This window comes from Streptomyces sp. NBC_01283 (genome assembly GCF_041435335.1).
Taxonomy (GTDB): domain Bacteria; phylum Actinomycetota; class Actinomycetes; order Streptomycetales; family Streptomycetaceae; genus Streptomyces.
This window is the reverse complement of sequence record NZ_CP108430.1, coordinates 4,337,088-4,349,388: the sequence shown is the minus strand read 5'-3', so window position 1 is coordinate 4,349,388 and position 12,301 is coordinate 4,337,088. Positions and strand designations below refer to the sequence as shown.

Here is a 12,301-nt window from a genome sequence, read left to right as displayed (position 1 = left end):
CGCCGCATCCCGTGAGGCCGGAGCCTCAGGACCCCGGAATACCCGCCGTGGGCAGCCCGTCCGGCAGCTTCCCGCCCTTGGTCCTGGTGAACTGATCCTTGCCCGCGCCCTGCCAGGAGACCGTCATCGACGTCCCGTTGACCGACTCGACCGTGCCCTCGGTGCGGTCCGAGTCACCCTTGGCGCACTTGAGCCGGATCGTCTCGGCGCTGGCGGTGCCGCTGCACAGGACGTTCTCCCCGAGCAGCGTCGCCTGCTTCCCGGCGATCACCAGCGCCAGCGGATTCCCGTCGGCGGTGGCGACCCAGCTGCCCTCGGAACTGCCGTCCTTGGCACCGGAGTCCGCGCCGGAGTCCGCCCCGCCCTCGTCCGGCGTCCCGGCCGAGGAACCTGCCGAGCCCTTGTCCTTGCCCTCGTCCCCACCGTCGCCGCCGTCACTGCTGCAACCGGTCAGGACAAGGGCGGCGACAAGACCTGCCGCCGCGGCACCGATACGTACGTTCCGGACGTGCGTGCGCACTGAACTCCCCCTAGGACCAGGTCGGTGAATCGCGCGCCAAGCTACCAGGACGACTTGCGCACCCCGGGGAGGAATCCGGCGTGCGCTTGGTCACGCAGCTTCACCCTGGAGAGGCCGAACTTCCCGACGTATCCGCGCGGGCGGCCGTCGACGCTGTCCCGGTTGCGTACGCGCGTCGCACTCGCGTCCCGCGGCTGACGCGCCAACTCGGCCTGGGCTGCGCGTCGTTCGGGCTCGCTCGTCGAGGGCCGCCGCAGGATCTCCTTCAGCTCGGCCCGCCGCACGGCGTACCGTGCGACGACCTCGCGCCGCTTCTCGTTCTTCGCGATCTTGCTCTTCTTGGCCATCAGACCCTCACCCCGCGCGCACGGATCCTGGCGACGGCGGCCTCGATGCCGATCGAGTCGACGGTCTTGATGCCCTTGGTGCTGAGCCGCAGCCGCACGTAGCGGCCCTCGCTCGGCAGCCAGTACCGCTTGCGCTGGACGTTGACGTCGAACCGGCGTGACGTGCGCCGGTGCGAATGGGAGATCTGGTTGCCGAAGCCCGGCATGGCGCCGGTGAGCTGGCAGTGGGCGGACATGGTGACGCACCTCTCGGTCACGGGGGCGGGGTCCTTTGCGGAACCGTTTTGAAAACGGGAATCATTTTCATACACTAGCGGCATGGCTCGCAACGAACTCAAGTACGCCCCGGTCGTCGGGCGCCACGTCGATTTCCGAGAGGAGCGCTGACCGACATGCGCAAGGACATCCACCCGCCGTACGGCCCCGTCGTCTTCCGTGACAAGTCCGCCGGCTTCGCCTTCCTCACCCGGTCCACCGCGACCAGCGAGAAGACGGTCGACTGGGAGGACGGGCGCACCTATCCCGTCGTCGACGTCGAGGTCTCCTCGGCGAGCCACCCCTTCTACACGGGCACGGCCAAGGTCATGGACACGGCGGGCCGCGTGGAGCGCTTCGAACGCCGTTACGGCGCGCGGTGAACCCGATGAACCCCGGCAACGACTGGCACCCGGAGCACGGTGACTGCTGCCAGCACCTGCCCCCTGCCTTCGACACCCTCCTGGAGGCCTGTCCGGCTCGCTGAACCACGCCGTCATCAGGTAGTCGCGTAAACGTTGGAACACCTAGGGCGTCCTGTGCGTCTCTACCTAGTACACGAACCCATGAACACGTACGCGGACTTGCAGGCGAGGCTTCGACCTGGACGGCGGTTCGCATGGCATGCGGGGCTTGGGAAGGTGCTGACAGAGCTGTAACCAAGAGAGCACCCCGCGTGCACGTGCATCTGCCCATGCATCGGCATGTGAACACAGCTATGATCCGGGACAGTTGACCACTGCATCTAGAGCGATCTAGAGCCACACCAGGCACTGCACCACCACCGGGGAGCGACTGTGCATCACGTGTTTAACGGCATGGCCGCCACGGAGCTTCATGGGGTGGTCTGGGAGAAGAGCAGGCACAGCAACTCGCAGGGCGCCTGCGTGGAGTTCGCGAAACTGCCGGGCGGCGACGTCGCCGTACGGAACTCGCGGTTCCCCGAGGGGCCTGCGCTCGTCTACACGCGCGCCGAGATAGAGGCCATGCTGCTCGGGATGAAGGATGGGGAGTTCGACCACCTGATAGGTGGTTAGTCCGCCGGTTGGTCAGCCGGCTGGCCGGCCCCGCTGCTGAATGACGTTCACGCCGCTGAACCCGTACGGGTCATGCGTCCCTGCGTCGGCCGGCGTCCGACGGCCCAGCCCGGCCCCGCCCGCTAAGCCAGCTGGAACAGCGCCCACACGACCTTGCCCCGCAGCGCGCCCGCGAGCGGGTGCCAGCCCCAGCTGTCGCTGAACGAGTCCACCAGGAACAGGCCGCGGCCCGACTCGGCCGAGAAGTCGTCGTCGGTCTCGCGCGCGACCGGGCTGTCGTCACTGGGGTCGCGCACCGCGCACACCAGACGCGAGGTCCAGCGCATCAAGTGCAGCCGTACCGGCGGGCCGTGGTCGCGCGGGGTGTCCGACGGCAGGGCGTGTCTGAGGGCGTTGGTGACCAGTTCGGAGACGACGAGGGCGATGTCGTCGAAGCGCTCGTCCAGTTCCCACTGACACAGCGTCTTGCGGGTGAACTGCCGTGCGCTGCCCACTGCTTCATAGCGGGCGGGCAGCGAGCAGGACGCGGCGCTGGAAACGGCTGAGGGGTCGAGTGGGGGAAGCCCCTGCCGTAACGGCTCGAGCATGGTCGATCCATTCGTCCCCATGCGAGGCACTCCCCGGTTTCGCGGTACATAGCGATGGAGCGGTGGTGCGGTCGGTACAGCGACGCTGCGACGCATCGGTACAGCTCGGTGCGACGGTGATACAGCGGTGGCGCGCGGACCATGGTTCCGAATGCGTACAGCAGATGCAAGGGCAGATGCACGTGCACGCGCCGGACTTGGTCGCTCCCGTGCCACTTCTTGCCCATTTCTTCCTACGACTTCTTGTGGAGGACTTCCGAAGGCTTTCCGTTTCTGTAACCGAACGAGTACGGCCTGAAGCGTTTAATGGCAGACTGCTGGCTTCCAAGTGATGGGGAGGATTGAGCGAAGTGACCGCAGGGGAGTCGAGCGGCTCGGTCGTACGGCGCATGCTCCTTGGCTCGCAACTCAGGCGCCTGAGGGAATCGCGCGGCATCACCCGTGAAGCGGCCGGCTACTCGATCCGAGCCTCCGAATCGAAGATCAGCCGCATGGAGTTGGGACGGGTGAGCTTCAAGTCCAGGGATGTCGAGGACCTGTTGACGCTGTACGGCGTCACCGACGAGGTCGAGCGGGTCGCGCTGCTCTCGCTCGCCAAAGAAGCCAACCTCGCGGGCTGGTGGCACAGTTACTCGGACATCCTGCCGGGCTGGTTCCAGACGTACGTCGGCCTGGAGGGCGCCGCTTCGCTCATCCGTGTCTATGAAGTCCAGTTCGTCAACGGCCTGTTGCAGACCGAGGCCTACGCCCACGCGGTCGTCGCGCGCGGCATGAAGGACGCGAGCAAGGCGGACATCGAGCGCCGAGTCGCCCTGCGCCTCGAACGCCAGAAGCTCCTCATCTCCGAGCGCGCCCCTCGCTTCCACTGCGTACTCGACGAAGCCGCGCTCCGACGCCCGTACGGAGACCGGGAAGTGATGCGGGGTCAGCTCCAGCATCTGATCGACATCTCCGAGCGGCCGAATGTCACCCTTCAGGTCATGCCGTTCAGTTTCGGTGGGCACTCGGGCGAGAGCGGAGCGTTCACCATGCTGCGCTTCCCGGAGTCGGACCTCTCGGACGTCGTGTACGTGGAACAGCTGACCGGAGCCCTGTACCTCGACAAGCCCGAGGAAGTCGGCCAGTACGAGCGGGTGGTGGGCGAGCTGCAGAGCGACAGCCCGAATCCGGCCGATAGCCGGGATCTTCTACGAGGTCTACTCCAACTGACGTGACCGGTCAGTAGGATGACGTGAAATCAGATGTCTGCACAGTCTGCGGCAAGGGGTCTCATGTCCTTCTTCACTGACCTGGCTCACCAGTACATCGACGGTGAGTGGAAGGCCGGCTCCGGATCCTGGGACATCATCGACTTCAATCCGTACAACGGGGAGAAGCTGGCGTCGATCACCGCGGCGACAGCCGACGAAGTGGACCAGGCCTACCGAGCGGCCGAACGCGCGCAGAAGGCGTGGGGCAAGACCAGCCCCTATGCCCGGCGCGCGGTCTTCGAGCGTGCCCTGCGCATCATCGAGGACCGTGAGGAAGAGATATCCGAGGCGATCGTCGCCGAGCTGGGCGGCACCCGGCTCAAGGCCGCCTTCGAGCTCCACCTCACCAAGGAATTCCTGCGCGAGACGGTGAACTTCGCGCTGCTGCCCGAGGGCCGCATCCTGCCGTCGCCCGGCGAGGGCAAGGAGAACCGCCTCTACCGCGAGCCGGTGGGCGTGGTGGGGACCATCAGCCCGTTCAACTTCCCGCTCCTCCTCTCCACCAAGACCGTTGCCCCGGCGCTCGCCCTCGGCAACGCGGTGGTGCTGAAGCCGCACCAGAACGCGCCGGTGACGGGCGGCAGCCTCCTCGCGAAGGTGTTCGAGGACGCGGGGCTGCCCGCCGGTGTGCTGAACGTGGTCATCACCGACATCGCCGAGATCGGTGACGCGTTCATCGAGCACCCGGTGCCGAGCGTCATCTCCTTCACCGGTTCGGACCGCGTGGGCCGGCATGTCGCCACGGTCTGCGCCTCGCACTTCAAGCGCTCGATCCTGGAGCTCGGCGGCAACAGCGCGCTGGTCGTCCTGGACGACGCGGACGTCGACTACGCCGTGGACGCGGCGGTCTTCAGCCGCTTCGTGCACCAGGGCCAGGTCTGCATGGCCGCCAACCGCATCCTCGTGGACCGCTCCGTGGAGGCGGAGTTCACCGAGAAGTTCGTCGCGAAGGTCGCCTCCCTGAACGTCGGCGACCCGGCGGACCCGGCCACCCACATCGGCCCGCTGATCAACTCCTCGCAGGCGGACGCGGTGACGAAGATCGTCGAGCAGACGGTGGCCGCGGGCGCGAAGGCGCTGCTGCACGGCCGCACCGACGGCAACCTGGTGTCGCCCACCGTCCTGACGGACCTGCCGGCCGACTCGCCCGCCCTGCAGCAGGAGATCTTCGGCCCGGTGGCGCTGCTCGTGCCCTTCGACGGCGAGGACGAGGCCGTACGCATCGCCAACGACACCCCGTACGGGCTCAGCGGCGCCGTGCACACGGCCGACGTCGAGCGCGGCGTGCGGTTCGCTCGGCAGATCAACAGTGGCATGTTCCACGTGAACGACGGCACCGTGCACGACGAGCCGATCGTGCCGTTCGGCGGGGAGAAGCGCTCGGGCGTCGGGCGCCTCAACGGCGAGGCGACGGTCGAGGCGTTCACGACACAGAAGTGGATCTCGGTGCAGCGCGGCCGCTCCCGGTTCCCCTTCTGAGCCCCTCCTGTTCTCAGCCCTTCCTGGCGGCATGAACTCAGAACTCCCGGACCCTTGCGGACAGAACCTGACCGCAAGGGTCCGTAACGTTCGTGGTGTCGGAAAGCCCGGCAGGCTCCACAGGCTCGGAGAGGCGGACCCCATGGTCACCCACGTCAACGCAGAGGCCCCCGGCGACGAGCGCGGCGCGCTGCTCGCCTTCCTCGACGCCGAGCGCGGCGGCATCCGGCGATCCGTGCTCGGCCTGACCGACGAGCAGGCGGCCGGCAAGCCGAGCGCGAGCGAACTGTCGCTCTCCGGGCTGCTCAAGCATGTCGCGGAGGTCGAGGAGGGCTGGATCTCGCGGGCGAAGGGCGTCGAACCCGCGGTCGCGCGCACCGAGGCGAACTGGGACGAGTGTTTCCGCCTGGTCGAGGGCGAGACGGTCGATTCGGTGCTCGCGTACTGGGAGCAAGTGGCCGCCCGCACCGAGGAGTTCATCCGCTCCCTGCCCACCCTGGACGAGACCTTCTCGCTCCCCGATCAGCCGTGGTTCCCGAAGGAGGACGTGTCGATGCGGTGGGTGCTGCTCCGTCTGATCACCGAGATGTCCCGGCACTCGGGGCACGCCGACATCATCCGCGAGACCCTCGACGGCAAGACGGCGTTCGAGCTGGTGGCCCTGGAGAGCGGCAGGCCCTGGCAGGGCTAGCAGCTCCCGGCGGGCCGCCCGCTGCCCTTGCCCTACTCCCGCCCCTCCTCGCCGAGTTGCGCAGCCGTCTCCGCCCGCAGGGCGTGCAGTTCCCGTAGCTGTGCGGGGGTGGGGGTGCCGTCGGCGGCGAGGGCGCGGTCGATGATGCGCAGGGCCGCCGCGTGGTCCTGCTTGGACTCGCCGAGGAGGGTGGCCTGGTGCAGGGCGCGCGCGTATCTCTCCCTCGGGACCGGCGCGTGTTCGAAGGACTCGGCGATGGGCTGGCCGACGCGGACGCAGTTGCCCGCCGGGTCCGTCATCAGGAACTGCCGCACCCCGTAGCTCGTGTCCTTCGCGACCCCTATGCGGGGCAGGCCACGGGCCGGTATCCGCCCCAGGGTCTGCTTGAGTCCGGCGCGGAAGGCCTCGTTGAGGGCGTCCACGCGGTCGGTCACGACGTAGCAGGTGCTGTGGGACGTGTGCGGGTCGTAGCCCTTGATCCGGTAGAACTGCAGCTCCATGGCGTCGCGCCGGACCACGGCGTACGGATTGGGTGCCTTCTGGTAGAAGGTCACCTCGAAGCCGATGGCGCGGTAGAAGTCGAGGGTCTCGTCGAGCTCGTGGCAGGGGAGCAAGGGGATCATTGTCTCGGCCATAACCGCTACTCTAATCAAAGTTGATTAGAAGGAGGTGGCTCTGATGTCGGCGATCCGACTCCTCGTCCTCGGCGCCGTGCGCCAGCACGGGCGGGCCCACGGCTATCAGGTGCGCAACGACCTGGAGTACTGGGGCGCCCATGAATGGTCCAACGCCAAGCCCGGCTCGATCTACCACGCGCTGAAGCAGATGGCGAAGCAGGGCCTGCTGGTCGCGCACGAGATCGCCCCGTCGACGGCGGGCGGCCCGCCGCGCACGGAGTACGAGATCACGGAGGCGGGCACCGAGGAGTTCCTGAGCCTGCTCCGGTCCAACCTGGTCTCGTACGACCAGCGGCCGGACATGCTCTCGGCGGCCCTCGGCTTCATCGTGGACCTGCCCCGCGACGAGGCGGTCGACCTGCTGAAGCAGCGGGTGCGGGGCATCGAGGAGTGGCGCAGGTCCGTCACGGAGTACTACACCCCCGAGGAGGGCCCGGGGCAGCTCGGGCACATCGGCGAGATCATGAACCTCTGGGTCCACACGGCCGACGGGGGTGTGGAGTGGACGCGCGGCCTGATCCAGCGGATCGAGGGCGGAGCGTACACGTTCGCGGGGGAGGGTGAGCCCTTCGTGGGCGTCCTCGCCGAGGGTGAGGAGAACCCGTTCGCGGCCGGGGAGCAGCGGGAGTCGCGGGAGCCGCGGGAGCCGGACGCGGAGGGCGACCGCTGACCGGCGAGGAAAACGACCTCTGATCAAGTTTGACTAATTCTGGATTCGGGGATACCTTCCTTCGCGTTGGCCCTGTAGTCAAGTTTGACTACAAGGTGGCAGGGGCTCGGGACTTGCTCGGAGGGAGACGGATGACGGACGCGATCGTCGTCGAGGGCGCACGGAAGAGGTACGGGGAGAAGTGGGCGCTCGACGGCCTTGACCTGACGGTCGGGCGCGGCACGGTGCACGGGGTGCTCGGCCCGAACGGCGCGGGCAAGACGACCGCGGTGCGCGTGCTGGCCACGCTGCTGCGGGCGGACGGGGGCCGGGTGGAGGTCGCCGGGTACGACGTGGGGCGGCAGCCGGACGAGGTGCGCAGGCGCATCGGCCTGCTCGGCCAGCACGCCGCGCTGGACGAGGAGTTGAGCGGTCGGCAGAACCTGGACATGTTCGGGCGGCTCTACCACCTGGGCGCCCGCCACGCGCGCGTGCGGGCCGACGAGCTCCTGGAGCGGTTCGGGCTCGGGGACGCGGGCCGCAAGGCGGTCAAGCAGTACAGCGGCGGCATGCGCCGCCGCCTGGACCTCGCGGCCTCGCTCATCACGGAACCTGAGGTGCTGTTCCTGGACGAGCCGACTACCGGCCTCGACCCCCGGGGCCGCACGGAGGTCTGGGAGGCGGTGCGCTCGCTGGTCGACGGCGGTACGACGGTGCTGCTCACCACGCAGTACCTCGAAGAGGCGGACCAGCTCGCCCACCGCATCTCGGTGATCGACCGGGGCCGGGTCATCGCGGACGGCACGGCGGACGAGCTGAAGTCGATGACGGGCGGTGACCGGATCGACGTGGTGGTGCGGGACGCGGCCCAACTGGGGCTCGCCGCACGGCTGCTGCCCGGTGACGCCACGCTGGACGCCGACCGCCGCCTCGCCAGCGCCCCGGTCGCGGACCGCATGGAGGCGCTCACCGGGGTCGTACAGGCCCTGCGGGAGGCCGGTGTCGAGGCCGAGGACATCGCGGTGCGCAGGCCGACCCTGGACGAGGTGTTCCTGCGCCTGACGGGCCACGCGGAGGACGCGGCGGACCAGGGACGTACGACGGGCAACCGGGGACGCACGCAGACGGACAGCCAGGGACGCACGAAGGAGACCGTGTGAGCGCGACGACGACCGGCAGCGTCCCGGCGGTGAGCGGCACGCCCGTCCGGTGGGCGGCGATCGACTCCTGGACCATGACGCGGCGCGAACTCGCGCACTGGGCGCGGCAGCCCGTGCAGGTGCTCGTCGGCCTGGTCTTCCCGGTGATGCTGCTGCTGATGTTCAACTACCTGATCGGCGGCGGGAAGGGCATCGACGGCGGCTACTCCGAGTTCCTGGTGCCCGGCATGTTCGCGCTGACCATGACCTTCGGTCTGGACGCGACGATGGTCGCCGTCACGCAGGACCTCAACAAAGGCGTGATCGACCGCTTCCGCTCCATGCCGATGACCAACGGTGCCGTCCTGGTGGGGCGTTCGGTCGCCGACATGCTGCAGTCGCTCACCTCGCTGGCCGTCATGATCGGCGTGGGTCTGGCGATCGGCTGGCGCTGGCACGGCTCCTTCGGGGCGGCGCTCGGCGCGGTCGGACTACTGCTCCTGCTGCGGTTCGCCATGCTGTGGATCGGCATCCACCTGGCGATGGTCGCGGGCAGGCCGGAGATGGTCGTGGCCGTGCAGGTCCTGGTCTGGCCGGTCGGCTTCCTCTCCAACGCCTTCACGGTCCCGCAGAACATGCCGGGCTGGCTGGGCGCGGTGGTCGAGTGGAACCCGATGTCGGCGACGGCCACGGCCGTGCGCGACCTGTTCGGCAACGACCCCGGGGTGGTGGGCACTTCATGGGCGGCCGAGCACGCGGGGCTGCTCGCCGTGGTCTGGCCCCTGCTGCTGGTGGGCGTCTTCATGCCGCTGGCCGTGCGGAGGTTCGGGGCGCTCAGCAAGTAGCCCCGTGCCGCCGCCTCAGTGGTGGAAGCTCGTCGCCGCGTCCCGGTCCCGGGTGAACGGGTGCGGCTGCCGCCGCAGTTCGGGCACCAGGCTGCTCAGATCCGCCAGGAAGAGCTCCGCGAGGTCTGCCGTGAATCCGTTGCGGCAGACCACGCGGAGGACCGCCAGATCCTCGCGGTGGGCCGGGAAGGTGTACGCGGGGACCAGCCAGCCGCGCTCGCGAAGCCGCCGGGACACGTCGAAGACGTCGTACGCCTTCACGTCGTCCAGCGTCGTGAAGGCGAACACCGGCAGCTGGTCCCCGCGGGTGATCAGCCGGAAGTCGCCGAGCGCCTCGATACGCTCCGCGAGGCCGCGGGCGACGTCCCTGGCGGCCTGCTGGACGGCGCGGTAGCCCTCGCGGCCCAGGCGCAGGAACGTGTAGTACTGCGCGGCGACCTGCGCGCCCGGCCGGGAGAAGTTCAGCGCGAACGTCGGCATGTCACCGCCGAGGTAGTTCACCCGGAAGACCAGCTCCTCCGGCAGCGCGTCCGCGTCCCGCCACAGCGCCCAGCCGACACCCGGGTAGACCAGGCCGTACTTGTGGCCCGAGGTGTTGATGGAGGCCACCCTCGGCAGCCGGAAGTCCCACTCCAGGTCCTCGTCGAGGAAGGGCGCCACCATCGCGCCGGACGCCCCGTCGACGTGCACGGGGATGTCGAGCCCGGTGCGCTCCTGGAGGTCGTCGAGGGCCGCGCAGAGCTCGGCCACCGGCTCGTACGACCCGTCGAAGGTGGAGCCCAGCACCGCCACGACGCCGATGGTGTTCTCGTCGCAGAGCTCGGCGGCGGCCACCGGGTCGAGGTGGAACCGGTCGCCCTCCATGGGGACCTGGCGCGCCTCGACCTCCCAGAAGTTGCAGAACTTGTCCCAGCAGACCTGGACGTTGACGCCCATGACGAGGTTCGGGCGCGCGGTGGGGGAGGGATAGCGGTCGCTGTTGCGCTTGTCCTTGGCCCAGCGGCGCTTGAACGCCATCCCGGCGAGCATGCACGCCTCGCTCGACCCCGTCGTCGAGCAGCCGACGGCGCCCGCCGGGTCCGGCGCGTGCCACAGGTCGGCGAGCATGGCCACGCAGCGCCGCTCCAGCTCGGCGGTGTGCGGGTACTCGTCCTTGTCGATCATGTTCTTGTCCCGGCACTCCGTCATGAGGACGCCGGCCTGCGGCTCCATCCACGTCGTGACGAAGGTCGCGAGATTGAGGCGTGAGTTGCCGTCCAGCATCAGCTCGTCGTGCACCAGCTGGTACGCCGTCGTGGGCGGCAGCGGTCCGTCGGGGAGGCGGTGCTTGGGCGGCGCCTCGGTCATGCCGCTGACCGGGTTCGCCTCTCCGTAGAAAGGGTTCACCGCGAGGGTGCGCCTCTTGGGGTCACCGTTCTGGCCGTTCTGGTCCTCGCTGCGGTGGAGCGGCATGGGCGGTCTCCTCTTGGCCGAGGTCTGCTGTCCCTGCTGGCGAGGATATGGGCGGCTGCCGGGGTCTGCACTTGCACCTCACGCGGCGTGAGGATTCAGGCTGGAACGCGTACCGAGAGAGAGGCGGAAGCCATGGGCGACAAGGGCCCCATGAGCCACCTGGGCTACTCCGTGGGACAGGTCGCCGGTTTCGCCGGGGTGACGGTGCGCACGCTGCACCACTACGACGAGATCGGCCTGCTCGTGCCCAGTGAGCGCAGCCACGCGGGCCACCGGCGCTACTGCGACGACGACCTGGACCGGCTGCAGCAGATCCTGTTCTACCGGGAGCTCGGCTTCCCCCTCGACGAGGTGGCGGCCCTCCTGGACGACCCGGGCACGGACCCGCACGTGCATCTGCGGCGCCAGCACGAACTGCTGACCGCCCGGATCACCAAGCTCCAGGAGATGGCCGCCGCCGTCCAGACCGCCATGGAGGCGAAGAAGATGGGCATCAACCTCACGCCCGAGGAGAAGTTCGAGGTCTTCGGGGACCACGACCCCGACCAGTACGCGGAGGAGGCCGAGCGGCGCTGGGGCGACACCGACGCCTACAAGGAGTCGATGCGCAAGGCCGCCTCGTACACCAAGGAGGACTATCAGCGGATCGCCGACGGGTTCAACGCCCTGCACGCGCGCATGGCGGACCTGCTCGGCCAGGGGGTGCCCGCGGATTCCGGAGAGGCGATGGACGTCGCGGAGGAGCACCGCCTGTTCATCGGGCGCTGGCACTACGCCTGCTCACACGAGTTCCACACCTGCCTCGGCGAGATGTACGTGGCGGACGAGCGCTTCGCGGCCACCTACGAGGCCATCCGGCCGGGGCTCGCGGTGTACATGCGGGACGCGATCCTGGCGAACGCCGTACGCAGCAGTTGAGTCGGCCAGAGACTCGGTAAGGGGCGTCCACCCGTGGTGGGCGCCCCTTACCCGTTACGTCACTGCTCCTTGGCGATCACGGCGGCCGTGCCGTAGGCGCACACCTCGGTGCCCACGTCCGCGGCCTCGGTGACGTCGAAGCGCATCATCAGGACCGCGTTGGCACCCCGCGCGCGTGCCTGCTCGATGAGCCGCTCCATCGCCTGGTTGCGGGTCTCCACCAGCGTTTTCGTGAGGCCCTTCAACTCGCCGCCGATCATGGACTTCAGGCCCGCGCCGATCTGGCTGCCCAGGTGGCGGGAGCGCACGGTGAGGCCGAAGACCTCACCGATAACCTGTTGTACGCGGTAGCCCGGTACGTCGTTCGTCGTCACGACCAGTACGTCCGAGTGCGGGTCGGTGCCACCGCCGAAGTCTTCGATACCCATGGCACACAGCTTTCCCCCAGATCACGC

16 protein-coding genes are annotated in these 12,301 nt (G+C 68.9%); 9 read left to right on the top strand and 7 right to left on the bottom strand.

What is annotated here, in order from left to right; genetic code table 11:
* Nucleotides 1-25: 25 nt before the first annotated feature.
* From OG302_RS19775 to rpmB, 3 genes are read right to left on the bottom strand one after another with little or no spacing between them, the layout of a single operon-like run.
* Nucleotides 26-520: a hypothetical protein gene (locus OG302_RS19775; RefSeq protein WP_371527991.1), complete on the bottom strand. Its 495-nt coding sequence runs from the start codon at nt 518-520 to the stop codon at nt 26-28.
* Between the two features lie 41 nt (nt 521-561).
* On the bottom strand, nt 562-867 hold the full coding sequence (gene rpsN, locus OG302_RS19770) for a 30S ribosomal protein S14 (RefSeq protein ID WP_371527990.1): 306 nt from the start codon (nt 865-867) through the stop codon (nt 562-564).
* Nucleotides 867-1,103 carry a 50S ribosomal protein L28 gene (gene rpmB, locus OG302_RS19765; protein ID WP_371750175.1) on the bottom strand — a complete coding sequence of 79 codons (237 nt, stop codon included), beginning with the start codon at nt 1,101-1,103 and terminating at the stop codon, nt 867-869. Before rpmB ends, rpsN begins: the two co-directional genes overlap by 1 nt.
* Before the next feature lie 156 nt (nt 1,104-1,259).
* On the opposite strand from rpmB, the gene OG302_RS19760 reads away from it, so the two are divergent.
* Both OG302_RS19760 and OG302_RS19755 read left to right on the top strand, forming a co-directional pair.
* Complete coding sequence (locus OG302_RS19760; protein WP_371527989.1) at nt 1,260-1,505, top strand: type B 50S ribosomal protein L31; 246 nt, start codon at nt 1,260-1,262, stop codon at nt 1,503-1,505.
* A gap of 414 nt (nt 1,506-1,919) precedes the next feature.
* Nucleotides 1,920-2,159 carry a DUF397 domain-containing protein gene (locus OG302_RS19755; protein WP_361829345.1) on the top strand — a complete coding sequence of 80 codons (240 nt, stop codon included), beginning with the start codon at nt 1,920-1,922 and terminating at the stop codon, nt 2,157-2,159.
* Nucleotides 2,160-2,281: 122 nt separating this feature from the next.
* Here OG302_RS19755 and OG302_RS19750 read toward each other — a convergent pair whose 3' ends face one another.
* A complete protein-coding gene (locus tag OG302_RS19750; RefSeq protein ID WP_371527988.1) occupies nt 2,282-2,767 on the bottom strand; it encodes an ATP-binding protein in 486 nt (161 codons plus the stop codon).
* A 329-nt stretch (nt 2,768-3,096) separates the two neighbouring features.
* Here OG302_RS19750 and OG302_RS19745 point away from each other — a divergent pair, with 329 nt between their 5' ends.
* The 3 genes from OG302_RS19745 (at nt 3,097) to OG302_RS19735 (ending at nt 6,166) form a co-directional block, all read left to right on the top strand.
* Nucleotides 3,097-3,960 carry a helix-turn-helix domain-containing protein gene (locus OG302_RS19745; RefSeq protein WP_371527987.1) on the top strand — a complete coding sequence of 288 codons (864 nt, stop codon included), beginning with the start codon at nt 3,097-3,099 and terminating at the stop codon, nt 3,958-3,960.
* A 57-nt stretch (nt 3,961-4,017) separates the two neighbouring features.
* Nucleotides 4,018-5,475, top strand: a complete 1,458-nt coding sequence (locus OG302_RS19740) for an aldehyde dehydrogenase family protein (protein WP_371527986.1) — start codon at nt 4,018-4,020, stop codon at nt 5,473-5,475.
* 142 nt (nt 5,476-5,617) lie between these two features.
* Nucleotides 5,618-6,166: a DinB family protein gene (locus OG302_RS19735; RefSeq protein WP_371527985.1), complete on the top strand. Its 549-nt coding sequence runs from the start codon at nt 5,618-5,620 to the stop codon at nt 6,164-6,166.
* Nucleotides 6,167-6,198: 32 nt separating this feature from the next.
* On the opposite strand, the gene OG302_RS19730 is transcribed toward OG302_RS19735, so the two are convergent.
* Nucleotides 6,199-6,801 carry a bleomycin resistance protein gene (locus OG302_RS19730; RefSeq protein WP_371527984.1) on the bottom strand — a complete coding sequence of 201 codons (603 nt, stop codon included), beginning with the start codon at nt 6,799-6,801 and terminating at the stop codon, nt 6,199-6,201.
* 43 nt (nt 6,802-6,844) lie between these two features.
* Here OG302_RS19730 and OG302_RS19725 point away from each other — a divergent pair, with 43 nt between their 5' ends.
* The 3 genes from OG302_RS19725 (at nt 6,845) to OG302_RS19715 (ending at nt 9,476) form a co-directional block, all read left to right on the top strand.
* Entirely contained in the window at nt 6,845-7,513 is a 669-nt protein-coding gene (locus tag OG302_RS19725; protein ID WP_371527983.1) for a PadR family transcriptional regulator, read from the top strand.
* Between the two features lie 131 nt (nt 7,514-7,644).
* Entirely contained in the window at nt 7,645-8,652 is a 1,008-nt protein-coding gene (locus OG302_RS19720) for an ATP-binding cassette domain-containing protein (RefSeq protein WP_371527982.1), read from the top strand.
* A complete protein-coding gene (locus OG302_RS19715; RefSeq protein ID WP_371527981.1) occupies nt 8,649-9,476 on the top strand; it encodes an ABC transporter permease in 828 nt (275 codons plus the stop codon). Before OG302_RS19720 ends, OG302_RS19715 begins: the two co-directional genes overlap by 4 nt.
* A gap of 15 nt (nt 9,477-9,491) precedes the next feature.
* Here the strand turns inward: OG302_RS19715 and OG302_RS19710 are convergent, their stop codons facing one another.
* A complete protein-coding gene (locus OG302_RS19710) occupies nt 9,492-10,928 on the bottom strand; it encodes a glutamate decarboxylase (protein WP_371527980.1) in 1,437 nt (478 codons plus the stop codon).
* A 159-nt stretch (nt 10,929-11,087) separates the two neighbouring features.
* Here OG302_RS19710 and OG302_RS19705 point away from each other — a divergent pair, with 159 nt between their 5' ends.
* Nucleotides 11,088-11,846 (top strand): MerR family transcriptional regulator, encoded by a 759-nt coding sequence (locus OG302_RS19705; protein ID WP_371750174.1) that lies wholly within the window; start codon nt 11,088-11,090, stop codon nt 11,844-11,846.
* 59 nt (nt 11,847-11,905) lie between these two features.
* Here OG302_RS19705 and OG302_RS19700 read toward each other — a convergent pair whose 3' ends face one another.
* Complete coding sequence (locus tag OG302_RS19700) at nt 11,906-12,274, bottom strand: YbjQ family protein (protein ID WP_371527979.1); 369 nt, start codon at nt 12,272-12,274, stop codon at nt 11,906-11,908.
* Between the last annotated feature and the right edge of the window lie 27 nt (nt 12,275-12,301).

What these genes read in the sequence shown, in the direction of transcription:
- rpsN (WP_371527990.1), bottom strand. Translation starts at nt 867, where the DNA reads ATGGCCAAGAAGAGCAAGATCGCGAAGAACGAGAAGCGGCGCGAGGTC.
- rpmB (WP_371750175.1), bottom strand. Translation starts at nt 1,103, where the DNA reads ATGTCCGCCCACTGCCAGCTCACCGGCGCCATGCCGGGCTTCGGCAAC.
- OG302_RS19760 (WP_371527989.1), top strand. Translation starts at nt 1,260, where the DNA reads ATGCGCAAGGACATCCACCCGCCGTACGGCCCCGTCGTCTTCCGTGAC.
- OG302_RS19750 (WP_371527988.1), bottom strand. Translation starts at nt 2,767, where the DNA reads ATGGGGACGAATGGATCGACCATGCTCGAGCCGTTACGGCAGGGGCTT.
- OG302_RS19740 (WP_371527986.1), top strand. Translation starts at nt 4,018, where the DNA reads ATGTCCTTCTTCACTGACCTGGCTCACCAGTACATCGACGGTGAGTGG.
- OG302_RS19735 (WP_371527985.1), top strand. Translation starts at nt 5,618, where the DNA reads ATGGTCACCCACGTCAACGCAGAGGCCCCCGGCGACGAGCGCGGCGCG.
- OG302_RS19730 (WP_371527984.1), bottom strand. Translation starts at nt 6,801, where the DNA reads ATGGCCGAGACAATGATCCCCTTGCTCCCCTGCCACGAGCTCGACGAG.
- OG302_RS19725 (WP_371527983.1), top strand. Translation starts at nt 6,845, where the DNA reads ATGTCGGCGATCCGACTCCTCGTCCTCGGCGCCGTGCGCCAGCACGGG.
- OG302_RS19720 (WP_371527982.1), top strand. Translation starts at nt 7,645, where the DNA reads ATGACGGACGCGATCGTCGTCGAGGGCGCACGGAAGAGGTACGGGGAG.
- OG302_RS19710 (WP_371527980.1), bottom strand. Translation starts at nt 10,928, where the DNA reads ATGCCGCTCCACCGCAGCGAGGACCAGAACGGCCAGAACGGTGACCCC.
- OG302_RS19700 (WP_371527979.1), bottom strand. Translation starts at nt 12,274, where the DNA reads ATGGGTATCGAAGACTTCGGCGGTGGCACCGACCCGCACTCGGACGTA.